General features: G+C 61.7%; 22 protein-coding genes and 1 tRNA gene. 16 read left to right on the top strand and 7 right to left on the bottom strand.

Translation table 11 applies throughout. The annotated features are described in order from the left end of the window. The first annotated feature begins 10 nt into the window (after positions 1-10). The 10 genes from AB4Z53_RS05690 (at position 11) to deoA (ending at position 11,453) form a co-directional block, all read left to right on the top strand. Positions 11-87: transfer RNA gene (locus AB4Z53_RS05690), tRNA-Met, on the top strand. A gap of 375 nt (positions 88-462) precedes the next feature. Beyond that, a complete protein-coding gene (locus AB4Z53_RS05685; RefSeq protein ID WP_441595192.1) occupies positions 463-1,164 on the top strand; it encodes a lysoplasmalogenase in 702 nt (233 codons plus the stop codon). Then, positions 1,161-2,579, top strand: coding sequence for a coniferyl aldehyde dehydrogenase (locus AB4Z53_RS05680; RefSeq protein ID WP_441595190.1), 1,419 nt, complete (start codon positions 1,161-1,163; stop codon positions 2,577-2,579). Before AB4Z53_RS05685 ends, AB4Z53_RS05680 begins: the two co-directional genes overlap by 4 nt. Before the next feature lie 95 nt (positions 2,580-2,674). Continuing rightward, on the top strand, positions 2,675-4,996 hold the full coding sequence (locus AB4Z53_RS05675) for a heavy metal translocating P-type ATPase (protein WP_441595188.1): 2,322 nt from the start codon (positions 2,675-2,677) through the stop codon (positions 4,994-4,996). A gap of 302 nt (positions 4,997-5,298) precedes the next feature. Then, positions 5,299-6,834, top strand: a complete 1,536-nt coding sequence (locus AB4Z53_RS05670) for an ABC transporter ATP-binding protein (protein WP_223726000.1) — start codon at positions 5,299-5,301, stop codon at positions 6,832-6,834. Beyond that, positions 6,831-7,964 (top strand): ABC transporter permease, encoded by a 1,134-nt coding sequence (locus tag AB4Z53_RS05665; protein ID WP_441595185.1) that lies wholly within the window; start codon positions 6,831-6,833, stop codon positions 7,962-7,964. The genes AB4Z53_RS05670 and AB4Z53_RS05665 overlap by 4 nt, the downstream gene beginning before the upstream one ends. Before the next feature lie 4 nt (positions 7,965-7,968). Further along, on the top strand, positions 7,969-8,940 hold the full coding sequence (locus AB4Z53_RS05660) for an ABC transporter permease (protein WP_043622808.1): 972 nt from the start codon (positions 7,969-7,971) through the stop codon (positions 8,938-8,940). 4 nt (positions 8,941-8,944) lie between these two features. Continuing rightward, entirely contained in the window at positions 8,945-9,337 is a 393-nt protein-coding gene (locus tag AB4Z53_RS05655) for a cytidine deaminase (protein ID WP_043622805.1), read from the top strand. Beyond that, the gene (locus AB4Z53_RS05650) at positions 9,334-10,140 is read left to right on the top strand and encodes a purine-nucleoside phosphorylase (protein WP_441595182.1); all 807 of its coding nucleotides are present in this window, start codon (positions 9,334-9,336) and stop codon (positions 10,138-10,140) included. Before AB4Z53_RS05655 ends, AB4Z53_RS05650 begins: the two co-directional genes overlap by 4 nt. Continuing rightward, a complete protein-coding gene (deoA, locus tag AB4Z53_RS05645; RefSeq protein ID WP_441595180.1) occupies positions 10,137-11,453 on the top strand; it encodes a thymidine phosphorylase in 1,317 nt (438 codons plus the stop codon). Before AB4Z53_RS05650 ends, deoA begins: the two co-directional genes overlap by 4 nt. Here deoA and AB4Z53_RS05640 read toward each other — a convergent pair. The 7 genes from AB4Z53_RS05640 to AB4Z53_RS05610 all read right to left on the bottom strand — a co-directional run bounded on the left by AB4Z53_RS05640 (position 11,446) and on the right by AB4Z53_RS05610 (position 16,987). Further along, the gene (locus tag AB4Z53_RS05640) at positions 11,446-11,970 is read right to left on the bottom strand and encodes a TIGR02281 family clan AA aspartic protease (protein ID WP_441595178.1); all 525 of its coding nucleotides are present in this window, start codon (positions 11,968-11,970) and stop codon (positions 11,446-11,448) included. The genes deoA and AB4Z53_RS05640 overlap by 8 nt on opposite strands. 187 nt (positions 11,971-12,157) lie before the next feature. After that, positions 12,158-12,787: a uracil phosphoribosyltransferase gene (gene upp, locus AB4Z53_RS05635; RefSeq protein ID WP_113539885.1), complete on the bottom strand. Its 630-nt coding sequence runs from the start codon at positions 12,785-12,787 to the stop codon at positions 12,158-12,160. Positions 12,788-12,910: 123 nt separating this feature from the next. Further along, positions 12,911-13,879 (bottom strand): adenosine deaminase, encoded by a 969-nt coding sequence (locus AB4Z53_RS05630; RefSeq protein ID WP_441595176.1) that lies wholly within the window; start codon positions 13,877-13,879, stop codon positions 12,911-12,913. Next, the gene (locus AB4Z53_RS05625; RefSeq protein ID WP_441595174.1) at positions 13,876-15,096 is read right to left on the bottom strand and encodes a phosphopentomutase; all 1,221 of its coding nucleotides are present in this window, start codon (positions 15,094-15,096) and stop codon (positions 13,876-13,878) included. The genes AB4Z53_RS05630 and AB4Z53_RS05625 overlap by 4 nt, the downstream gene beginning before the upstream one ends. A 145-nt stretch (positions 15,097-15,241) precedes the next feature. After that, positions 15,242-15,811 carry a TadE/TadG family type IV pilus assembly protein gene (locus AB4Z53_RS05620; protein WP_441595172.1) on the bottom strand — a complete coding sequence of 190 codons (570 nt, stop codon included), beginning with the start codon at positions 15,809-15,811 and terminating at the stop codon, positions 15,242-15,244. A gap of 23 nt (positions 15,812-15,834) precedes the next feature. Then, entirely contained in the window at positions 15,835-16,458 is a 624-nt protein-coding gene (locus AB4Z53_RS05615) for a TadE/TadG family type IV pilus assembly protein (protein ID WP_441595170.1), read from the bottom strand. Positions 16,459-16,573: 115 nt separating this feature from the next. Then, entirely contained in the window at positions 16,574-16,987 is a 414-nt protein-coding gene (locus AB4Z53_RS05610; protein ID WP_057247722.1) for a pilus assembly protein N-terminal domain-containing protein, read from the bottom strand. 257 nt (positions 16,988-17,244) lie between these two features. Here AB4Z53_RS05610 and AB4Z53_RS05605 point away from each other — a divergent pair, with 257 nt between their 5' ends. The 6 genes from AB4Z53_RS05605 to AB4Z53_RS05580 all read left to right on the top strand — a co-directional run bounded on the left by AB4Z53_RS05605 (position 17,245) and on the right by AB4Z53_RS05580 (position 21,505). After that, complete coding sequence (locus tag AB4Z53_RS05605) at positions 17,245-17,427, top strand: Flp family type IVb pilin (RefSeq protein WP_441595168.1); 183 nt, start codon at positions 17,245-17,247, stop codon at positions 17,425-17,427. 34 nt (positions 17,428-17,461) lie between these two features. Continuing rightward, entirely contained in the window at positions 17,462-17,641 is a 180-nt protein-coding gene (locus AB4Z53_RS05600) for a Flp family type IVb pilin (RefSeq protein WP_441595166.1), read from the top strand. Positions 17,642-17,755: 114 nt separating this feature from the next. Continuing rightward, positions 17,756-18,268, top strand: coding sequence for an A24 family peptidase (locus tag AB4Z53_RS05595; protein WP_291150051.1), 513 nt, complete (start codon positions 17,756-17,758; stop codon positions 18,266-18,268). Between the two features lie 117 nt (positions 18,269-18,385). Beyond that, the gene (gene cpaB, locus AB4Z53_RS05590) at positions 18,386-19,195 is read left to right on the top strand and encodes a Flp pilus assembly protein CpaB (RefSeq protein ID WP_291150053.1); all 810 of its coding nucleotides are present in this window, start codon (positions 18,386-18,388) and stop codon (positions 19,193-19,195) included. A gap of 22 nt (positions 19,196-19,217) precedes the next feature. Then, the gene (locus tag AB4Z53_RS05585; protein ID WP_441595164.1) at positions 19,218-20,753 is read left to right on the top strand and encodes a type II and III secretion system protein family protein; all 1,536 of its coding nucleotides are present in this window, start codon (positions 19,218-19,220) and stop codon (positions 20,751-20,753) included. 62 nt (positions 20,754-20,815) lie between these two features. Next, positions 20,816-21,505 (top strand): CpaD family pilus assembly protein, encoded by a 690-nt coding sequence (locus AB4Z53_RS05580; RefSeq protein ID WP_441595162.1) that lies wholly within the window; start codon positions 20,816-20,818, stop codon positions 21,503-21,505. The last annotated feature ends 15 nt before the right edge of the window (positions 21,506-21,520 follow it).

Below are 21,520 nucleotides of genomic sequence, written 5' to 3'. Positions count from 1 at the left end.
ACCGCGATGGCGCGGGGTGGAGCAGCCCGGTAGCTCGTCAGGCTCATAACCTGAAGGCCGCAGGTTCAAATCCTGCCCCCGCAACCAAATCTTCCAAATACAATAAGCCCCCGTGTCAAAAAAAACCGGGGGCTTTTGCCGTTCTAGACTTCGCACGGAGCGCACCACAAACGGCCAAAGTCGGCCGGCAGCCTCGCACCGCTGGTCCCCAGCGATCGCAACGGGCGCGGCTAACCTCCTCTGCTTTCATCGCGAAGCAGTCCCATGGACCCGCATGATCGCATTTGGCCAACCGCTTCGTCGTGAGGCTACCGATTGCCCGACAGAACGTAGCCGATGCCGCCGACAAGCCGCTTGCCGCGCCGCGCGGACGTAACTGGACAATCCCGCAAAAATGGAAACTATCGCCATAATCAAAGACTGAGCCCGGCTACGGCTCGGATAAACGGGGAGATCGTCGGCATGAGTTACGGGGGGACTTTGGACGCAGAGCGGAACCGTCCTATCCAGGTTTTCTTTCTCGCCTGCGTTGCTCTGGCGATCCTCGGCAGCCTGCTCGCGGCTGGCGATGGCTCTTTCTGGCGCTGGCTGCACTATCTGACCAAGCCCACAGCAACTCTGTTGCTACTCGCTTTTGTGCTCAGGAACCTTACTCCTCCGTCGCGCGCCTACGGTACGGCGGTCGCGGTCGGTCTCGTTTTTGCCGCAGCCGGCGACCTCTTTCTCATGTTGCCGGGGGACTATTTTCTGGCCGGCCTCGTCTGCTTCCTGCTCACCCACTGCGCCTACATTTTCGCGCTCACCCGTGATGCCAGACTTGCCGCCCATCCTGTTGTGTTTACCGTCTTTGCCTTGATTGCGCTCTCGGTCGTCGCTGGTCTGTGGACGTCGCTACCGTCTGAGATGCGCATCCCGGTCATCATCTACGCCCTGGCGCTCGGCGCGATGGCTGCCCAGGCGATCTCCCGTGCCCGCCAGCTCTCGGGAACGCCACGGGAACTGACAGCCCGCTATGCTGCGATTGGCGGTCTGTTGTTCCTGGTCAGCGATACCGTGCTCGCCTACGGCCGCTTCCGCTTTAATATTCCGCTCAATGCGTTCTGGGTGCTCGGCACCTATTATGCCGCGCAATGGTTCTTTGCTCGCTCGACTGAAAGCCGATGACAACCACAATTGATACCTCGCCGCATCTCGGCGCCAGCTTCGACAGGTTGCGGACCGCCTGGCTCGAAACCCGCCCGTCCGTACTGCAGCGTCGCGCGGACCTGAGCCGGCTCAGAGAGCGTTTGCGCGCGCGCATGGATGAGATGTGTCAGGCGATCGATGCGGATTTCGCTCATCGCGCGCGGCACGAAACGCTGCTTGGCGAAGGCGGCGTCGTGCTTTCCGAGATCGACCATACATTGGCGAAACTCAAGCGCTGGGTCCGTCCAGAGCGTCGGACGGCCGGATGGAAGCTCTGGCCGGCCAGGGCAGAAGTGCGTTTCGTGCCGCTCGGCGTCGTCGGGATCATTTCGCCGTGGAACTATCCGGTCAACCTGGCGCTCGCCCCGTTGGTCGCGGCGATTGCCGCCGGCAATCATGTCTTCCTCAAGCCATCCGAGCATGCGCCGCAGACCGCCGAGTTCCTGCGGTCACTGCTTGGCGAGGTCTTTCCGGAGGCGCGCGTGGCGGTCGCGCTCGGCGGCCCCGAACTGTCCGCCAGCTTCTCGGCTCTCCCTTTCGACCATCTGTTTTTCACCGGTTCCACCGCCGTCGGGCGCAAGGTGATGGCGGCGGCCGCCCAGAATCTGACGCCGGTAACGCTTGAACTCGGCGGCAAATCTCCGGCGATCGTGACCGAAACCGCCGATCTCGCCAAGGCAGCCAGGCGTGTTGCCACCGGCAAATTCTTCAATGCCGGCCAGACCTGCATCGCGCCCGATTATGTCCTCATCCATGAGAGCAAGCGCGAAGCTTTCGTGGTCTTGATGAGGCAAGAAATGGCAGCGCGTTATCCGGCGAAGCGACGCCTCGAAGACTACACATCGATCATCAATGCGGGGCAGTACGAGCGCCTCACGCGCCTGATTGCCGACGCCGAGGCACGTGGCCATAAAGTGATCCCGCTGCTCGATGGAACTGAGGACGTCGCCGAGCATCCACGCCTTTTCCCGCCAACGCTCATCATCGATCCGGATCGGGAAAGTGCCGTCATGGGCGAAGAGGTCTTCGGACCTATCCTCCCCGTCATCGGCTACACCTCGATCGAGGAGGCGATCGGCTATATGCTCGGCCATGACCGCCCGCTGGCGCTCTACTGCTTCAGCCGGGAGAAAAACGAAATCGAGGCTATTCTCTCGCGTGTTGTCGCAGGCGGCGTTTGCATCAACGACACGCTCTACCAGTTCGGCTGCAACGACCTACCGTTTGGCGGCGTCGGCGCCAGCGGCATGGGCCACTATCACGGACGCGATGGGTTCCTGACCTTTTCCAAGGCTATGCCCGTGCTGAGAAAACTCGAGCCGGCGCCGAGTGACCTGGTGAAACCGCCCTACAAAGGCATCGCGGACTGGGTGATCCGCTTCCTGTCACGTTGATCGTTAAAAAAATCTGCACCCAGGCTGCAATTTCGCCTTGTAGCTCTAGTTGCTAGAGGTCGTAGCGTTGCTTCAAGATATGCAAGGAGCAGGTTATGGCGAGCACTATTCGGGAAGCCCGTTATCGCGTCGAAGGCATGGATTGCGCATCCTGCGCAACCAAGATCGACACGGCGGTGCGCAGGCTGTCGGGTGTCGAGGACGTGTCGGTTTCAGTGTCGGCGGGCACCATGTCGGTTAAATTTGCCGACGAGAACGATCTCGCGACGTCGATCGTGAGCAGGGTCGGAAAACTCGGCTATCGTTTGCATCCGATCCAGGCAGGCCAGGCGTCGGAACGGAAAACGGCCCATGTCTGCTCCGGGCACGATCATGGCCATGACCATGACCATGACCATAGCCACGGCCACGATTGCAACCATGATCATGGCCATGACCATGATCATCGACACGATGGTCACGCCCATCGTCACGATGCCAGCGCCAGCCAAAAGGGCGAGACAGCCGCGGCCGCGATGGGGCTTCACGGTCATGACCACGGCCCGACGAGCGGCCCCTGGTGGAAGTCGGGAAAGGGTAAGCTGACGATTGCCAGCGGCCTGGCGCTGATTGCCGCCTATGCGGTCGGCAAGACGATCCCGGCGACGGAGCCCTGGATCTTCACGCTTGCCATGCTCGTCGGCCTGTTGCCGATTGCGCGCCGCGCCTTTGCCGCCGCGACCATGGGTACGCCCTTTTCGATCGAGATGCTGATGACGATCGCCGCCGTCGGTGCAGTCTTCATCGGCGCGACGGAAGAAGCGGCGATGGTCGTGCTCCTGTTCCTGATCGGCGAATTGCTGGAGGGCGTGGCCGCCGGAAAGGCGCGTGCCAGCATCCAGTCGCTGACGGCGCTCGTTCCGAAGTCCGCCTTCGTCGAGCGCGATGGCCGGCTGGATGAAGTTCCCGCCGAGACGCTGAGTGTCGGCGCCGTCATCCTGGTGCGTCCCGGTGACCGGATGCCGGCCGATGGCGTCGTGCTATCCGGCGAAAGTGCAGTCGACGAAGCGCCGGTGACCGGCGAGAGTACACCGGTGCGCAAGGTGGCTGATGACACCGTTGTCGCGGGCACCGTCAATGGTTCCGGCGCGCTGCGCGTGCGGGTTACGGCCGCCGCGGCCGACAACACCATCGCCCGCATTGTTCGCATGGTGGAGGAGGCACAGGAGAGCAAGGCGCCGACCGAGCGCTTCATCGACCGCTTCTCGCGCTACTATACGCCGGGTGTCGTCGTGGTCGCGGCGCTGGTCGCCGCGCTGCCGCCGCTTCTCTGGGGCGGCTCCTGGGATGAGTGGATCTACAAGGGTCTCGCCATCTTGCTGATCGGCTGCCCCTGTGCCCTGGTCATCTCGACGCCGGCAGCGATCGCTGCCAGCCTTTCGGCCGGCGCAAGGCGCGGGCTGCTGATGAAGGGTGGGGCGGTGCTGGAGAATGTGGGCAAGGTTACCGCCGCTGCCTTCGACAAGACCGGTACGCTCACGGAAGGCAAGCCGAAGGTGACCGATATCGTCGGCTTCGGTCGCTCGGAGGCTGAGGTTCTGCGCCTGGCGGCAGCACTGGAGCAGGGATCGAGCCATCCGCTTGCTCATGCTATTCTAGAGCGGAGCGCGGCCGATGGTCTCGCCGTCCCCAACATTGCAACCGTGAACGCGGTTGGCGGCAAGGGACTTGAAGGGAGCGTCGACGGCATCGCGCTGTTCTTCGGCTCGCCCAAGGCTGCAGGCGAGCGGGCGCCGATGACGGCGGACGAGACGGCGCGCGTCTCGGCTCTCAACGATGAAGGCAAGACGGTTTCGGTGCTCGTGGCGGGAGGCGTGATTGCCGGCGCCATTGCCATGCGCGACGAGCCGCGGCCGGATGCGGCTGCCGGCGTGAAGGCGCTGACGGATGCCGGTCTCCGCGTCGTCATGCTAACGGGCGACAATCGTCGCACGGCGGAAGCGATCGGTCGCCAGTTCGGCATGGAAGTCCGCGCCGAACTCTTGCCCGAGGACAAGCAGCGCATCGTGCGTGAGTTGAAAGCCGAGGGCTTCAACGTCGCCAAGATCGGTGACGGCATCAACGACGCGCCGGCACTGGCGGCAGCCGATATCGGCATCGCCATGGGCGGCGGCACGGATGTAGCCCTGGAAACGGCGGATGCGGCGGTCCTGCATGGCCGGGTCGGCGACGTGGCGGCGATGATCCGCCTTTCCCGTTCGACGATGCACAACATCGTGCAGAACATCACGATCGCGCTGGGCCTGAAGGCCGTCTTCCTGGTGACGACGATCATTGGCGTCACCGGCCTTTGGCCTGCCATCCTGGCCGACACCGGCGCAACCGTGCTCGTCACCATGAATGCCCTCAGGCTGCTTCGGCCGGTACGGGCCGCCTGAAACCACCGAATGCCCTAAAAGGCATGACGCGCGAAGACGGACAGCGGTTTTGCGATAACGGCATGCGAACAATCAAAGGGAACCGGCGGCACGCGTTGTCGCCGGTTTTTCGCGTCCAAGTGCCTGTGTATATTCACGCTGGACTCTCACCAGCGATCTGATGAGAGTATAAGGAAGATCACGGTTGAGGGCTTTCGCCCCGAAAAATCGATGATAAACTTAGACCAAATGGTAAAAAAATCGCCGGCACGGTTTCTGGGAAGAATGCCGAAGCGGGCCAGTTTGGGGATCGCAAGGCCAATATGGACAATATTGCCATCGAACTGCGTGAGATCGACAAGAGCTTCGGTCCGGTCCACGCCAACAAGAACATTAATCTAAAAGTCCGCAAAGGGACGATTCACGGCATCATTGGCGAAAACGGTGCGGGAAAATCGACCCTGATGTCGATCCTCTACGGCTTCTACCAGGCCGATAGCGGTGAAATCCTCGTCGACGGCAAGGCCGTTGCCATCCGCGATCCGAATGCGGCGATCGCAGCCGGCATCGGCATGGTCCACCAACATTTCATGCTGGTCGAGAACTTCACGGTGCTCGAAAACGTCATGCTGGGCGCCGAGGACAGCCAGATCCTCAACAAGGGCATCGCCAAGGCACGCGTCGAATTGAAGCGGCTGGAGCGCGAATATGCGCTCGAGGTCGATCCGGATGCGCTCATCGAAGAGTTGCCGGTTGGCCTTCAGCAGCGCGTCGAAATCCTGAAGGCGCTTTATCGCCGGGCCGATATCCTGATCCTCGACGAGCCGACCGGCGTGTTGACGCCGGCGGAAGCCGATCACCTTTTCCGCGTTCTCGAACAGCTGAAGAGCCAGGGAAAGACCATCATCCTCATCACCCACAAGCTGCGCGAGATCATGGCAATTACCGACGAGGTGTCGGTCATGCGCCGCGGCGAAATGGTGGCGACACGTACGACGGCCGAGACTTCGGTGGAGGAGCTCGCCGAGCTCATGGTAGGCCGCCGCGTGTTGCTGCGCGTCGAGAAGGGCGAAGCCAAGCCGGGCGACGTCAAGCTTGCAGTCGAGGGGCTCACGGTCAAGGATGGCCGCGGCGTCACCATGGTCGACAATGTCTCGTTCAATCTCCGGGCTGGCGAAATTGTCGGCATCGCCGGCGTTGCCGGCAACGGTCAGTCGGAACTGCTTGAAGCGATTTCCGGCATCCGCCGTGCCATCTCCGGCTCCGTTCTGTTGAACGGCAAGCCGATCGATGTGACCGGCCGCGCCGATCCGGCCGAACTGCGTGATCGCGGCCTCGCCCATGTGCCAGAAGACCGCCACCATGTCGGCCTCGTTCTGAAGTTCGAGGAATGCGAAAACGCGATCCTCGGTTACCATCACGACAAGCGCTACCTCAATGGCGTCTTCCTGAACATCGATGCCATCCGCAAGGATGCCGAAAAACGCATTGCCGAATACGATATCCGCCCGCCGAATCCGCGGCTGAAGACCGCCAATTTCTCCGGCGGCAACCAGCAGAAGATCGTGCTGGCACGCGAAATGGAGCGCGGGCCGGATGTGCTGATCATCGGTCAGCCGACGCGCGGCGTCGACGTCGGCGCCATCGAATTCATCCATAGGCGGATCATCGAGATGCGCGACCAGGGCATGGCTGTCCTCCTGGTCTCCGTCGAACTCGATGAAATCCGCGCCCTTTCGGACCGTATTCTGGTCATGTTTGCCGGCCGTGTCGTCGGCGAGCGCGATCCGGATGCCACCGAGGGCGAACTCGGCCTCTTGATGGCCGGCGTTGAAGGCCGCAAGGAGGCCGCAGAATGAGCTCCCCCTATGCTAAGCTTCCGGGCTGGGTCGAATACGGCCTGATCCCGCTGGTCAACCTCGCGGTTGCCTTCCTCGTTGCCGGCCTCGTCGTGCTGCTCGTCGGTGAAAACCCGCTGGAAGCAGCCTATCACCTGATCAACGGTGCCTTCGGCCGCGGTGAATATCTCGGCTTCACGCTGTACTACGCGACCACCTTCATCTTCACCGGTCTTGCGGTGGCGGTCGCCTTCCATGCCGGCCTCTTCAACATTGGTGGCGAAGGCCAGGCCTATGTCGGCGGCATCGGCGTGGCCCTTGCCTGCCTCTGGCTCGACCAGACGATGCCCTGGTTCATCGTCTTCCCACTGGCGATCCTCGGATCCGCTTTCTTCGGTGCGGCCTGGGCCTTCCTGCCGGGCTGGCTGCAGGCCAAGCGCGGCAGCCATATCGTCATCACGACGATCATGTTCAACTTCATCGCCTCGAGCCTGATGGTCTATCTGCTGACGCGCGTGCTGAAACCGCTGGGCTCCATGTCGCCGCAGACGCGCACCTTCGCCGAAGGCGGGCAGTTGCCGAAACTCGATTGGCTGCTCGCGATCTTCGGGCTCGATATCGGCACGGCGCCGTTCAACGTCTCGTTCCTGCTGGCGCTGGTCGCCGCCTTCTGTGTCTGGCTGCTGATCTGGCGCACCAAGCTCGGCTATGAGATGCGCACCATGGGCCACAGCCCTTCGGCAGCGCGTTACGCCGGCATGAGCGAAAGCCGCATCACCGTCATCACCATAATGATCTCAGGCGCGCTTGCCGGCATGATGGCGCTGAACCCGATCATGGGTGAACAGGGGCGCATGCAGCTCGATTTCGTGCAGGGTGCAGGCTTCGTCGGCATCGCTGTGGCGCTGATGGGCCGCTCGCATCCGGCCGGCATCATCCCGGCGGCCATTCTCTTCGGCATGCTCTACCAGGGCGGAGCCGAGATCTCCTTCGAAATGCCGTCGATCTCGCGCGACATGATCGTCATCATCCAGGGCCTCGTCATTCTCTTTGCCGGTGCACTCGAAAACATGTTCAGGCCGGCGATTGCCCGGCTGTTTACGATGCAGAGCCGCCGTGCGGCCGTCGTGGCACAGACCAAGGGAGCTTGAAGCAATGGATTTCTTCCACGTCATCGTGGTGCTCCTCGAGTCCACCATCCGCGTATCCGTCCCGCTGATCTTCGCAGCGCTGGCAGGGCTCTTTACCGAGCGTGCCGGCATCTTCGACATCGGTCTCGAAGGCAAGATGTTGGGCGCGGCCTTTGCCGCCGGCGCTGTTGCTGCCGTCACCCAATCCGTCTGGATGGGGCTGCTCGCCGCCATCCTGATCTCGATCGCACTATCGCTGGTGCACGGCTATGCCTCGATCACCCAGCGCGGCAACCAGATCGTCTCTGGCGTCGCCATCAACTTCATCGTTGCCGGCTCGACCGTCATTCTCGGTGAAGCCTGGTTCCGCCAGGGTGGCCGCACGCCGGCGCTCGGCGAAGGCGCGCGCTTCCAGACGATCACCTTCCCCTATGCCGACAGCATCCGGGAAATCCCGATCCTTGGCCCGATCTATTCGGACCTGCTTTCCGGGCATTTCATCCTGACCTATGTCGCCTTTGCCATGGTGCCGATCAGCTGGTGGATCCTCTACCGCACCCGTTTCGGCCTGCGCCTGCGCGCGGTCGGCGAAAACCCGGGTGCAGTCGACACCGCCGGCATCTCGGTGATCTGGATGCGCTATCGCGCCGTCATCTGCTGCGGCATTCTCTGCGGCTTTGCCGGCGCCTATCTGTCGCTGGCCATGACCGCCGGCTTCGTCAAGGGCATGACCGCCGGGAAGGGCTACATCGCGCTTGCAGCGCTGATCTTCGCCAAGTGGCGGCCGTTCAACATCATGCTCGCCTGCCTGCTCTTCGGCTTCCTTGACGCGCTCGCCATCCGCCTGCAGGGCAATCCGCTGCCGCTGATCGGCCAAGTGCCGGTGCAGCTGATGCAGGCGCTGCCCTACATCCTCACCGTGATCCTGCTTGCCGGCTTCATCGGCAAGGCCATCCCGCCGAAGGCCGGCGGCGTCCCCTATGTGAAGGAGCGCTAGAACCATGGAAAAGGAACTGTTCGAAGCCGCGCGCGACGCAATGGCCAAGGCGCATGCGCCCTATTCGAAGTTTCCGGTCGGCGCGGCAATCCGCGCCGAGGACGGCAAGATCTATACCGGTGCCAATATCGAGAACCTGTCGTTCCCCGAGGGATGGTGCGCTGAGACCACCGCCATCAGCCATATGGTCATGGCCGGCCAACGCAAGATCCTGGAAGTGGCGGTGATTGCCGAGAAGCTGGCACTCTGCCCGCCCTGCGGCGGCTGCCGTCAGCGGCTGGCGGAGTTTTCTGGCGCCAGCACGCGCATCTTCCTCTGCGACGAGACCGGGGTGAAGAAGACCCTGGCGCTGTCGGACCTGCTGCCGCACAGCTTCGAGACCGAGATTCTCGGATGACCGCGGCTGCTGAATTGCTGAAGGCCCGGCTCGGAGGACTTTCTCCGCGCTACGGCATCGTGCTCGGTTCCGGCCTCGGATCGCTGGTTGACGCTCTGGATGAAACGCTGCGGCTTTCCTATGCCGACATACCGGGCTTCCCGGTCAGCAGCGTCTCCGGCCATGCCGGAGAACTCGTGGCCGGAACGCTCTCAGGCGTGCCGGTCGTCATGCTCTCCGGCCGTGTGCACTACTACGAGCAGGGCGACGCCAATGCGATGCGCCTGCCGCTGGAAACCCTGAAGGCGCTCGGCATCGAGTGCCTGGTGCTCACCAACTCCGCCGGATCGCTACGAGAGGACTTGCCGCCGGGATCGGTGATGCGGATTTCCGACCACATCAACTACTCCGGCTTCAATCCGCTGATCGGCGTCGAGAGCGACGACCGCTTCGTCGGCATGACAAATGCTTACGATGCCGAGCTTGCCGCGAGAATGCAGGCAAGTGCCGAGCGTCTCGGCATACCGCTCATTGACGGTGTCTATATGTGGTTCTCAGGCCCGAGCTTCGAAACGCCGGCCGAGATTCGCATGGCGCGCATCCTCGGCGCCGACGCCGTTGGCATGTCCACGGTTCCGGAGGTTATCCTCGCGCGCTTCTTCGGTCTCCGCGTCGTCGCAGCCTCCGTCATCACCAATTTCGGCGCCGGCATGACCGGGGGCGAGATCAGCCATCACGAGACGAAGGATATGGCTCCTGTCGGTGGCAAGCGGCTTGCCGCTATCCTTGCCGATATGATCGCAGCCGATGCGGTGCGCGGGTGACGATGCTTCCGCAGGAAACTATCAGGCGCAAGCGCAACGGCGAACGCCTCGCTCCGACCGAGATCGCCGATTTTGTCCGCGGCCTTTCGGATGGCTCAATCTCCGAAGGGCAGGTCGCCGCCTTCGCCATGGCTGTCTGGTTCTCCGGCATGAGCCGCGACGAGACCGTGGCGCTGACCCTGGCGATGCGCGATTCCGGCGAAACACTCGACTGGAGCGCAATCGCTCGCCCGATCGCGGACAAGCATTCGACCGGTGGCGTCGGCGACAATGTCTCGCTCATGCTGGCGCCGATCGTTGCTGCCTGCGGGCTTGCCGTGCCGATGATTTCAGGACGCGGGCTTGGGCACACGGGGGGCACGCTCGATAAACTCGAATCGATACCCGGCTATGATATCCAACCGTCGGCTGCCGTGTTCCGCAGCACGGTCGACGAAATCGGCTGCGCCATTATAGGCCAGACGGCGAACCTCGCTCCGGCAGACAAGCGGCTCTATGCGATCCGCGATGTGACCGCGACCGTCGATTCGGTACCCCTGATCACCGCTTCGATCCTTTCCAAGAAGCTCGCCGCCGGCCTCCAGTCGCTGGTGCTCGACGTCAAGCTCGGCAATGGCTCCTTCATGAGCGATGCCAGGGAAGCGGAGGTGCTGGCGCGCGCGCTGGTCGATGTCGCCAACGGCGCCGGTGTCCGCACCTCGGCGCTGCTAACCGATATGAACGAACCGCTGGCCGATGCCGCCGGCAACGCGCTGGAAATCGACAATTGCCTGGCTTTCCTCCGGGGCGAAAAGACGGGCACGCGGCTTGAAACGGTCGTGCTGGCTTTTGCCGCCGAAATGCTGGTAGCCGCAGGTGCGGCCGACGACGCGGAAAAAGGCGAAGCGCTGGCGCGCCAGGCCCTTTCGAGCGGAGCCGCAATCGAACGTTTCGGGAAAATGGTGCACGCGCTTGGCGGTCCGACCGATTTCGTCGAGCGTTCGGTGAGCTATCTCGGTCGTGCTCCAGTCATCCTGCCGGTCGAGGCGGAACGATCCGGCTATCTTGCGGCCTGCGAGACGCGCGAGCTCGGCATGGCCGTCATCGCGCTCGGCGGCGGACGGTCGCATCCGGACGACAGGATCGACCATCGCGTCGGACTGGATGCGCTGAAGCCGCTTGGTACGCGCGTCGAAAAGGATGACCTGATCTGTTTCGTTCACGCCGCCGATCAGGATGCCGCCGAGATAGCCAGAGGCCGCGTGCAGGCGCTCTATACGATCGATGATGCCGTGCCCGAGAAACGGTCGCCGATTGTGGCGAAGATCACCTGACGAGGTGAAGGGCGCCGTCCTCGACGCGGAAGGACGACAGTCGGCTGAGGAATGTCATGCCGATGAGCGTGCCGGAAAGTGCTTTGTCCGGTAACACCATCGCCCGGACATCGCGCACCACGATACCGCCGATCTCGATCCGACTCAGCATTGCCGGAGCTGCTTCGACGACGCCATTGGCGGTACTGACGCGGGCGGTGAAGGAAAGTGCGCTCGGTGTCAGCCCGAGCCGGCGTGCGGTCGAAACGTTGATGGCAATGGCGCTGGCGCCGGTGTCGACCAGTCCGCGCTCGGTCCGGCCGTTGATGCGGAACGTGCCGAGGAAATGTCCTCTTCCATCCGCGTCGAGCACCACGCTCCGTCCGGTCGCATATTTGGCCGTGGTCGTCGGTGGAACCGCAGGCTCTTCGGCAGCCGTCTTGTCGCCGCCTTGCGTCAAGGCGGTCGTTGCCAGATGCGGAACCACCATGGCGGCAAGCGCGGCAACACCGGCCAATGCGAGCAAACGGACGAGCATGGGCATTCCCCCTCAACGGCATCGGATGCAGCAAACTCGAATTGCCGCAGAGACCTTCTATGCGCCCGAAAGAAAGGCGCACCGCTTAAGGGGCAGTAGACCGGATGACGCCTAAGACGACATGAAAAAGCCGCCGGAAACCGGCGGCCTTCTCGCAGATCTGTAATCCTGGTTAAGGATCAGGAAATCATTTGGTGCCGTACATGCGGTCGCCCGCATCGCCGAGACCGGGCATGATATAGCCGAGCTCGTTCAAATGGCTGTCGATCGAAGCGGTAAAGATCGGCACGTCCGGATGTACACTCTGGAAGTTGCGGATACCCTCGGGGGCGGCAAGCAGGCAGAGGAAGCGGATGTTCTTGGCACCGCGTTCCTTCAGCTTGTCAATTGCCGCAATCGAAGAATTGCCGGTGGCGAGCATCGGGTCGACGACAATGATCAGGCGTTCGGACAGGCTTTCCGGCGCCTTGAAGAAATACTCCACCGCCTGCAGCGTCTCATGATCGCGATAGACGCCGATGTGGGAGACGCGAGCCGAAGGCACCAGTTCGAGCATGCCTTCGAGCAGACCGTTGCCGGCACGCAGGATAGACGCGAAGACCAGCTTCTTGCCTTCGAGGATCGGCGAGTCGATTTCCTGCAGCGGCGTTTCGATGCGTTCCATCGTCAGTTCGAGATCGCGCGTCACCTCGTAGCAGAGCAAGGTCGAAATCTCACGGAGAAGCCGGCGGAAACCTGCAGTCGAGGTCTCCTTCTTGCGCATGATGGTCAGCTTGTGCTGCACAAGCGGATGATCGATCACTGTAACGCCGTTCATGGCTCACCTTTCCGGATTTTTTGTATCCGTCCTTTTTCCATGGAATGCGTCGTTGCCGCAAGGGTGTTGACCGGCAGGAGAGCGTCATCCCCAACCGACCAACCCAAGACGGAACGGCGCTCCTCAGATGCGCGCGTGCAGCCGCTGGCGTGTCGGCTCGTCGACGAAGGCCGCCTCGATCGCCGTGCGGGTCATGCCGTCGATCTCTGCGTCGGTGAAGCCCATGACCGCAGAGGCGATGTCATACTCCTGCGCAAGCGAGGTGTGGAAGAACGGCGGGTCGTCGGAGTTGAGCGTCACGCGCACACCAGCTGCGTGAAGGGCTCTCAGCGGATGCGAGGCGAAGTCCGGGAAGACCTGCAGCGATATGTTTGAGCCGGGGCAGACTTCCAGCACGACGCCCGTGTCGGCAAGACGCCGCACCAGCTCCATGTCTTCGATCGCCCGCACACCGTGGCTGATACGCGACGGCCGCACATGGTCGAGCGCGTCGCGCACGCTGAAGGCGCCGGAGAGCTCGCCTGCATGGATAGTCAGGCCAAGGCCGGCGTCACGCACGATGTCGAAGGCGCGCGCAAAATCGGCCACCTTGTGCATGCGTTCCTCGCCGGCAAGGTTGAAACCGGTGACCAGCGCGTGCTCCCGCTTGGCTGCGAATTCTGCGGTCTTGATCACGGACTCCGGGCCGAGATGGCGGATGCCGGTGATCAGCATGCGCGACTCGATCCCGGTCTTTTGCCTGGCGGCCTCCATGCCGGCGGCAAGACCCTCAAGATAGGCCTTCGCACCAAGGCCGATCGTGTTGCCGTGGTCGGGGGAAACGATGATCTCGCTGTAGATCGTGCCGGCCTCGGCCAGCTCCGTCAGATAGGCTTCCGCCAGCAGCGCATAGTCTTCCTCGGTGCGAAACAGCGAGGCGATGGCGTCGTAGCACTTCACGAAACTGGTGAAGTCTTCCCAGACATAGGCCTTGTCGCGGATGATCGCACTGGTATCGATGCCGTATTTCTCGGCCTGGGCCAATGCCAGTTCGGGTGGCGTCGCGCCCTCGATATGGCAATGCAGTTCCGCCTTCTTCAGATGTGCGGTCAAATGAGGCTTCTCCCATGGTGGCCCGGCGCTATGCCGAGATGTTTGGCGACGGTTTCGCCGATATGCGCGAAGGTGTTGGCGACGCCGAGCGAGCGGCTGCGCAGCGACGGACCGAACATCAGCACAGGCACGCGTTCACGCGTGTGGTCGGTGCCTCGCCAGGTCGGGTCGCAGCCGTGATCGGCGGTCAGGATGACGATATCGGTCGGTTGCAGGCGGCGGTCGAGGTCCGGCAGGCGCGCATCGAAGGCCTCGAGTGCTGCCGCATAGCCGGCGACGTCGCGGCGGTGGCCGTAATGCATGTCGAAATCGACGAAGTTGGTGAAGACCAGGCTGCCGTCCTCGGCCTCGTCGATGGCCGCGAGGCTTGCGTCGAAGAGCGCCATGTTGCCGTCGGCTTTCGTCAGCTTCGTCACGCCCTGATGAGCGAAGATATCGCCGATCTTGCCGATGGCATGGACGATACGCCCCGCCTCCGTCAGCCGGTCGAGGACCGTCGGTTCGGGTGGTAGTACGGAATAGTCGCGGCGATTGCCGGTGCGGATGAAGGTCTGTGGGCTCGTGCCGACGAAGGGACGGGCGATCACCCGGCCGATATTGTAGTCGTCGACCAGCCGACGGACGGTCTGACAAAAGTCAAGCAGGCGCTCGAGCCCGAAGGCCTGTTCATGCGCCGCAATCTGGAAGACCGAGTCTGAAGAGGTGTAGCAGATCGGCTTGCCGCTCCGCAGGTGCTCTTCACCGTGGCGGGCGATGATGTCGGTGCCGGAGGCGTGGCAATTGCCAAGGATGCCCGGAATGTTTCCCTCGCGGCAGATCGCTTCGACAAGTTCCGGCGGAAAGGCATCGCCTTCGGAAGAGAAATAGCCCCAATCGAACATCACCGGCGTGCCGGCGATTTCCCAATGCCCGGAAGGTGTGTCCTTGCCGCGCGAGACCTCGCTTGCGGCGCCAAAGGCACCGTAGACGCGATTGGGCACCGGCATGCCCTGTGGGACCGCGCCGTTGGCGAGCTTGGCCGCATGAACAAGGCCAAGGGCGGACATGTTCGGCAGACTGAGCGGGCCTTGACGCAGGCCCGCCCGGTCGGCAGCGCCTGTGGCGCAATACTCGGCGATGTGTCCAAGCGTGTTGGCGCCAAGATCACCATAGGCTTCGGCATCCGGCGCGCCGCCTATGCCGAAAGAATCGAGAACGAAGAGAAACGCACGCGCCATGATGCACCTGACAGCGGAAGCGCGAAAGCAATGCGCTCCGAAAGCTTCTGGAAGAGCGCGACGACGCCTGACGGCGCGTCACGCGCAATCTCGAAGGGATAACGCTGCGCACGGTGCAATGCAATTGCGCCGGATAGGTGCCCGATCAGCAATCAGTGCATTTTATCGCTTGGGCGAGGCGCGAATGGAAGTAGGCCGTCTTGGAGAGGTTTATCGTCTTCGCGGGGGCCTCAAGGCTCGGAGCGTAGAGCAGCAACTCATGCGGCACTGTCAACTCCGTCCGAATGACGAAGGATTTGTTGGCCGTGAATTGACCGGGCAGGGCGACCTTCGAATTGACGGTGTAGGGAACCGCGCCGGCTTGATCGCGCGACCAAATGACGGTGCCTTCGTTGGTGCCCGAGACTTCGATACCGGTGATCTTCAGCGTGTAGTTCGCGTTCCCATAGGGCTGCAGAATGCTCTTGGCGATGTTCGGCACGTTGGCGAGGAAGGCTTTGTTGACTTCCGATTGCTGCGCGATGATGTCACCGACCGCACTTGCTGCGCGTGCGGTCTTGCCCGCGACCGTAAAGCCGACAGATAGCTCGAAGGCGCCGAGATAGGTCATGATCAGCAAGGGCGCGACAATCGCGAATTCGACGGCTCCGACGCCGCGCCTGTCGCGTCGCAGCGCACGAAACTTACCGGAAATAGCTTTGAGGTTCTTTTGCATCGCAATCTGCTTCACGGCGAACCTCACTCGTTCTCGTTTCGGAAGGTGGCGGTCGCCACCATGAGATAATCCTTCGGCATGCTGGCGCCGGCGGGTCGCAGATTGGTGACGAACGGCCGGACGAGGTCGGTGATCACGCTCCAGCGATAGTAGGCACGCACCACATTGAAACTTCCCGGACCGCCGGGGGCGAACTTGAAGTCGCCCGTATCAATATCTGTCGAACCTGCTTTGCGCGGGATGTTTACGGGAAATTTGCTGAGGTCGGTGACCGCGCGAACGTCGAGATAGAACTGCGAAGGTTGCGCGGCTTCGGTGGCGGAACATTTCATCAGGATCGAGATTTCGTCACAGAAGGCCTGGCGAAACTGCGCCTGAGTCATATCTGTGGCCTTCCCCCGCTGGAAGGTAATCTGGCCGGTGCGAACCTTACGCGCCATCGTCTCCGTCGCGTTCGCCAGGAGCTGGTCGCCATAGAAGGCGGCAAAGGTTTCGAGCGAGGCGAAAATCACGAGGAAGAAGGGCAGGGCGAGGATTGCGAACTCGATGCTCGTCGTGCCTTTGCGGTTGCGGATGAAGCGGCGCAGAAGGCCTTTTCGCCTGAAATCAGGCTCGCTCGCACGTTCGATTGCCTGCTCGATGCTCATTGTGCCGTCCCATCATGTTACGCCAGACGGGCGGCAGATTATGGAGCAAGCGTTGATATTTCGTTCCTGCAGATCAGGTGCATTTTAACGAATCGCGGGTCAAAACCCATAAAATTCAGTTGGTGCTACCTGTGGTTTTACGCTCCGCATGCCGTTCACAATTTGGCGTACAGGAAAGCACGGTGCGGGACGTCTGCTTGTAGACGCGCACGGTGTTGCCTTCATCTATCGAGACCAGAATCCGCTCATCGACGATGGCGTTCCCGTCCTGGTCGAGGATGACCAGATTGGTCGTGCCGAAATTGCGGCCGGTGATGACGATGGTTCGGGCGTCGGCAACCGTGGCGTCTGCCACTTCGGCATTGCCGATGATGACCTTGCTGACCGGGCGGTCGAGTTTGAGCACACGCGCGTGATCCATGTAGACGCGCATCATGTCGTTCTCTGCGCCAGCGGCAACCACCGGAGCGAGCGATGCGATCACGAATGCAAACAGGGCGGCTCGGCCGGTCGCGAATGGCATGGTCATGGCGGGTCCTTGAGGTGATGCTCACGCCATACTCACTCGTCTTGGTGAATGAACCGTTAAACCGCTCATTTCGAGACCGGATGGTCGCTGTGCCGTTTTCTGTTCGTTTACCCAAAAATCAGGGACGCATCGTTAACCTGTCGGTAACCGCCTTCTTTAAGTCGATGGAAATGCGCCAAGACTAATTTGAGGTCATCCGATCAACGGCAACAGTTGGCGGAAGTGCTGAACAACAACTGTGAAGTAGGAGAATCATCATGAAGAAGATTTTTGCCCGTCTGATGAAGGACGAGTCCGGCGCGACCGCTATCGAGTACGGCCTGATCGCCGCCCTCATCTCGGTTGCCCTCATTGCTGGCGCAAGCAGCCTTGGCAACGCGCTCGACGACACATTCAGCAAGTTGGGCACGAAGCTGACGACGAGCACGAGCGGCCTCTAATCGGACTGACCGGTTCAAGCGGGGAGACATTCGCATGGCGAAGATTTTCCGTCGCCTGCAGCGGGATGAGAGCGGCGCAACGGCCATCGAATATGGTCTGATCGCGGCACTCATTTCCGCAGCCCTGATCGCCGGTGCATCCACGCTTGGCAATACCCTCGATTCCGCGCTCAACAAGATCGGGTCGAATATTGCCACAAGCGGAAAGATCTAAAGAACCGGTCCCGCAAGGACCTGAAATGGAGCCGCTTCAAGAGCGGCTCCATTGCTATCTGGGAGTCCCGCGGGGATTCGGAGATTACATGCGCTCATCTTGGAGGCAGGAACCATGACTGAGGCTGCCATTTTCGTGGTTTTTCCCTTTTGTCTGGGGTTTGCAGCGTTTTCGGACCTGCTGACCATGACGATTCCCAATCGTGTTTCGGTGATCCTTCTGGCCAGCTTCTTTGTCGTGGCGCTGTTGGCGGGGCTCGATTTCATCGAGATCGGTCAGCACTTGGCCGCAGCTCTGGCTGTCTTTGTCGTATGCTTCGGCCTGTTTGCCGCAAACGTGATGGGCGGCGGCGACGCCAAACTTCTGACGGCCAGCGCCATCTGGTTTGGCTTCACCCCTTCGTTGACTGCTTTTCTCCTGTACGTTTCCGTTTTCGGAGGCATGCTGACGCTTGCCATCCTGATGCTGCGTCGCCAGGAGGATACGATACTTGCGAGCGGCATCCCCGTTCCTCAACTCTTGCTGACAGCAAAGAAAATTCCGTACGGAATTGCGATAGCGCTCGGTGGCTTTGCCGCCTATCCGTCTTCCCCACTGATGGAAGCGGCCTTTGCACGCCTTTCCTAGCACGGGGTGCGAGGCGTCATCTTTCGTTAACTGTCCTCATAAGTAATCCGTTAACTATAATTACACCAATTCCTGATCAATCTGATCCTGGCATTTTTTCGGGGCTCGGAAACGATCATGAAACCGGTTCGCATCATCATACTGGCGGTGGCCGTCCTATCGGCCGCGATGGCTGGTCTATTGGCGATGAAGCTGACGCGCGCTCCGGCGCAGCTGACCGCAGAGCCCGTTGTCGAGCGGGCGCCGACCGTCAACGTCCTGGTCGCCAGCAAGAGCCTTCCTGTCGGATCGCGCCTCGGCGGCGATTCCATCCACTGGATGGCCTGGCCGAAGGACGGTGTGGTTGACGGCCTGATTACCGACGAAAGTCAGCCGTCGGCTATCGACGATCTGAGCGGAGCCGTCGTTCGCCTGCCGATCTTCAACGGCGAGCCGGTGCGTCATGAAAAAGTTGCCGACTCGTCAAATCGAATCATGTCGTCGCTGTTGCCGGCGGGCAAACGCGCTGTCGCGACCGAGATCACGGTCGCGACAGGTGCCGGCGGCTTCATCCTGCCGAACGATCGTGTCGACGTCATCATGGTCCGCAAGGGCGATGGCGAACACTACCTGACCGAAACAGTGCTCAGTAATGTACGCGTCCTGGCCATCGACCAGCAGGTCGAGGAGAAGGAAGATGGCACGAAATCCGTCGTCGGCACCACCGCCACACTGGAGCTGACGCCCGACCAGTCGAAGGTGATGACGGTCGCGCAGCAGATGGCCGAGCGCATTTCATTGGCGCTTAGAAGCGTCGCCGACGCACAGGAATCCGATACCGACGCCGCAGACTACCTGTTGAGCGGTGACGGTCAGCCGAGCATCCAGGTCATCAAATCCGGGTCCATCGTCAAGAGCGATGGCGCCGTCGGCCAATCACAGCAGTAACCAGGTTAGAACGGGGCTTAAGGTGAAGCGGAGCGGAAACAAATTTCGGGCGTCTGTCGCAGCCGGTTTATCCTTCTGCCTGGCGTTTTCTGGCACGTATTTGCCGACGCCGCCAGCGGCATTGGCGGCTGCTTCGTCGGTCGTACGGATCGTCGAAAGCGGCCCTGGCGTAAAGAAGAAGGTCAGTCTTGGCTTGAACAAGGCCGTGGTCGTCGACCTGCCCGCGGACGCGCACGATATTCTCGTCGCAGACCCGTCGCTGGCCGACGCTGTAACCCGCACGTCGCGACGTATCTACCTCTTCGGGAAGTCCGTCGGCCAGACCAACATTTTTGTCTTCGGCCCCAACGGCGAGGAGATCGTCAGCCTCGACATCGAGGTTGAACGCGATATTGCCAACCTTCAGTCGAATTTGCGCCGCTTCATTCCGGACGCAGACATCAACGTCGAGATTATCTCGGACAACATCGTGCTGACCGGAACGGTGCGAACGCCGCTCGATTCTACCCGTGCCGTCGATCTCGCCAAGGCCTTCCTCCAGGGCGGTGAGGCGACCACGCGCAACATTACCGCCCAGGGCAACAACGGCGATGCGGACATTTTTGCTGAAGACCGGCAGGTTTCGCAGATCGTCAACCTGCTGACGATCGACGGCGATGACCAGGTCAACCTCAAGGTCACGGTTGCCGAAGTCAGCCGCCAGGTGCTGAAGCAGCTCGGTTTCAACGGCCGCGTCAGCGACGGCGAAAGCGGCATCGGTTTCCGTAACCCGGCCAACCTGGGCGACGCGATTGGCGTCGGTGCCAACGCGGTGATCAACGGGACCATCGGTGGCACGACAATTTCCAGCTACATCAACGCGATGGAGCAGGCGGGTGTGATGCGAACGCTTGCCGAGCCGAGCCTGACGGCGATCTCCGGTCAAGAGGCAAAGTTCTATGTCGGCGGTGAGTTTCGCCTGGCGGGGGTCCAGGAAGTCACGACCGACAAGGATACCGGTGATGCCAAGGTCGCGCGCGAAGTCAACGATGTCGAATATGGCATCCGTTTGAACTTCAAACCCGTCGTTCTTGGGCCTGGACGCATTAGCCTGCAGATCGAGACGAATGTCTCGGAACCCACCTATGAGGGGTCGGTCGTGACCGGCAACGGCAAAGCCTCCGTTCCTGGCAATACCTTCCTCGGAGTCCGCAGGCGCGAGGCTTCGACCAGCGTCGAACTGCCGTCCGGCGGTTCGATCGTCATTGCCGGCCTGGTCCAGGATAATATTCGCCAGGCGATGTCGGGCATTCCGGGGGCAGCGAAAATCCCGGTCCTTGGCACGCTGTTCCGCAGCAAGGATTTCGTGCGCAACGAGACCGAGCTTGTCATCATCGCGACGCCCTATCTGGTCCGTCCCGTTGCCAGAAGCGCGATTTCCCGACCTGACGACAACTTCAATCCGGCCAATGATCTCGACAGCTACTTCCTTGGCCGGGTGAACCGCATCTACGGGCGGCCGGAGGCGGCCGCTCCAGCGGGTCGCTACCACGGCAATGTCGGCTTCATTTACAAATAGGTCGGGTCATGACGCTTCGAACCGGTACCCAAGAGACACCTGAAAGGCCGAATGCCATGTCCATGAGCACATCCAGCGCCTTCATGCGATGCACGAGCCGTATGGCCATGCTGGCCATTGCTGGTATTTTCCTAGCGAGCTGCGGTACGAGGGACAATCTCGCCACTGGCTCTATCCCGGACGACTATCGCACCAGGCATCCAATCGTGCTTGCTGAAGGCGAACGTGCAATCGACATTCCGATCGCTTCGGGCGATCACCGCCTGACCCAGGGCACGCGTGACGTCATCGCCGGGTTCGCCTCTGACTATCGCAATTCGGCAAGCGGCGTCGTGCAAATCATGATGCCGCGCGGCGCGGCCAACAGCAGTGCGGCCCAAGCAATGCGTAGAGAGATTCGCGGCGTCCTGGTTGCCACTGGCGTCCCGGCCAAGCGCCTGCTCGAGACCAGCTACGACGCCGGACCCTATGGAGACGCGGCACCGATCCGCTTGAGCTACGTTGCGATCACCGCCCAGACGGCGCCCTGCGGCACCTGGCCGGAAGATCTGAACCTCAACACCATGGAAAACAAGAACTACTACAATTTCGGCTGCGCCTCGCAATCGAACCTTGCAGCCCAGCTCGCCAACCCGACCGATCTCCTCGGTCCGCGCCAGACGTCGCCGATCGACGCGGTACAGCGCGGTCAGGTGATCACGGACTGGCGCGGAACCGAGAAGAGCGACGGCCCGGTCGTCATCTTCAACTGACAACGGCGGGATGGA

The sequence above is a fragment of the Ensifer sp. 2TAB8 genome, assembly GCF_052115125.1.
Classification (GTDB): Bacteria; Pseudomonadota; Alphaproteobacteria; order Rhizobiales; family Rhizobiaceae; genus Ensifer.
The sequence above is the reverse complement of the archived record's forward strand: the minus strand, read 5'-3'. Positions and strand labels throughout refer to the sequence as shown.

Excerpts from the sequence above, each read along its gene's own strand:
- AB4Z53_RS05670 (WP_223726000.1), top strand. The coding sequence starts at position 5,299 with ATGGACAATATTGCCATCGAACTGCGTGAGATCGACAAGAGCTTCGGT.
- AB4Z53_RS05650 (WP_441595182.1), top strand. The coding sequence starts at position 9,334 with ATGACCGCGGCTGCTGAATTGCTGAAGGCCCGGCTCGGAGGACTTTCT.
- AB4Z53_RS05665 (WP_441595185.1), top strand. The coding sequence starts at position 6,831 with ATGAGCTCCCCCTATGCTAAGCTTCCGGGCTGGGTCGAATACGGCCTG.
- AB4Z53_RS05675 (WP_441595188.1), top strand. The coding sequence starts at position 2,675 with ATGGCGAGCACTATTCGGGAAGCCCGTTATCGCGTCGAAGGCATGGAT.
- AB4Z53_RS05640 (WP_441595178.1), bottom strand. The coding sequence starts at position 11,970 with ATGCTCGTCCGTTTGCTCGCATTGGCCGGTGTTGCCGCGCTTGCCGCC.
- AB4Z53_RS05660 (WP_043622808.1), top strand. The coding sequence starts at position 7,969 with ATGGATTTCTTCCACGTCATCGTGGTGCTCCTCGAGTCCACCATCCGC.
- AB4Z53_RS05605 (WP_441595168.1), top strand. The coding sequence starts at position 17,245 with ATGAAGAAGATTTTTGCCCGTCTGATGAAGGACGAGTCCGGCGCGACC.
- AB4Z53_RS05625 (WP_441595174.1), bottom strand. The coding sequence starts at position 15,096 with ATGGCGCGTGCGTTTCTCTTCGTTCTCGATTCTTTCGGCATAGGCGGC.
- AB4Z53_RS05610 (WP_057247722.1), bottom strand. The coding sequence starts at position 16,987 with ATGACCATGCCATTCGCGACCGGCCGAGCCGCCCTGTTTGCATTCGTG.
- AB4Z53_RS05680 (WP_441595190.1), top strand. The coding sequence starts at position 1,161 with ATGACAACCACAATTGATACCTCGCCGCATCTCGGCGCCAGCTTCGAC.
- AB4Z53_RS05595 (WP_291150051.1), top strand. The coding sequence starts at position 17,756 with ATGACTGAGGCTGCCATTTTCGTGGTTTTTCCCTTTTGTCTGGGGTTT.
- cpaB (WP_291150053.1), top strand. The coding sequence starts at position 18,386 with ATGAAACCGGTTCGCATCATCATACTGGCGGTGGCCGTCCTATCGGCC.
- AB4Z53_RS05620 (WP_441595172.1), bottom strand. The coding sequence starts at position 15,811 with ATGCAAAAGAACCTCAAAGCTATTTCCGGTAAGTTTCGTGCGCTGCGA.
- AB4Z53_RS05580 (WP_441595162.1), top strand. The coding sequence starts at position 20,816 with ATGAGCACATCCAGCGCCTTCATGCGATGCACGAGCCGTATGGCCATG.
- AB4Z53_RS05600 (WP_441595166.1), top strand. The coding sequence starts at position 17,462 with ATGGCGAAGATTTTCCGTCGCCTGCAGCGGGATGAGAGCGGCGCAACG.
- AB4Z53_RS05615 (WP_441595170.1), bottom strand. The coding sequence starts at position 16,458 with ATGAGCATCGAGCAGGCAATCGAACGTGCGAGCGAGCCTGATTTCAGG.
- AB4Z53_RS05685 (WP_441595192.1), top strand. The coding sequence starts at position 463 with ATGAGTTACGGGGGGACTTTGGACGCAGAGCGGAACCGTCCTATCCAG.
- AB4Z53_RS05655 (WP_043622805.1), top strand. The coding sequence starts at position 8,945 with ATGGAAAAGGAACTGTTCGAAGCCGCGCGCGACGCAATGGCCAAGGCG.
- upp (WP_113539885.1), bottom strand. The coding sequence starts at position 12,787 with ATGAACGGCGTTACAGTGATCGATCATCCGCTTGTGCAGCACAAGCTG.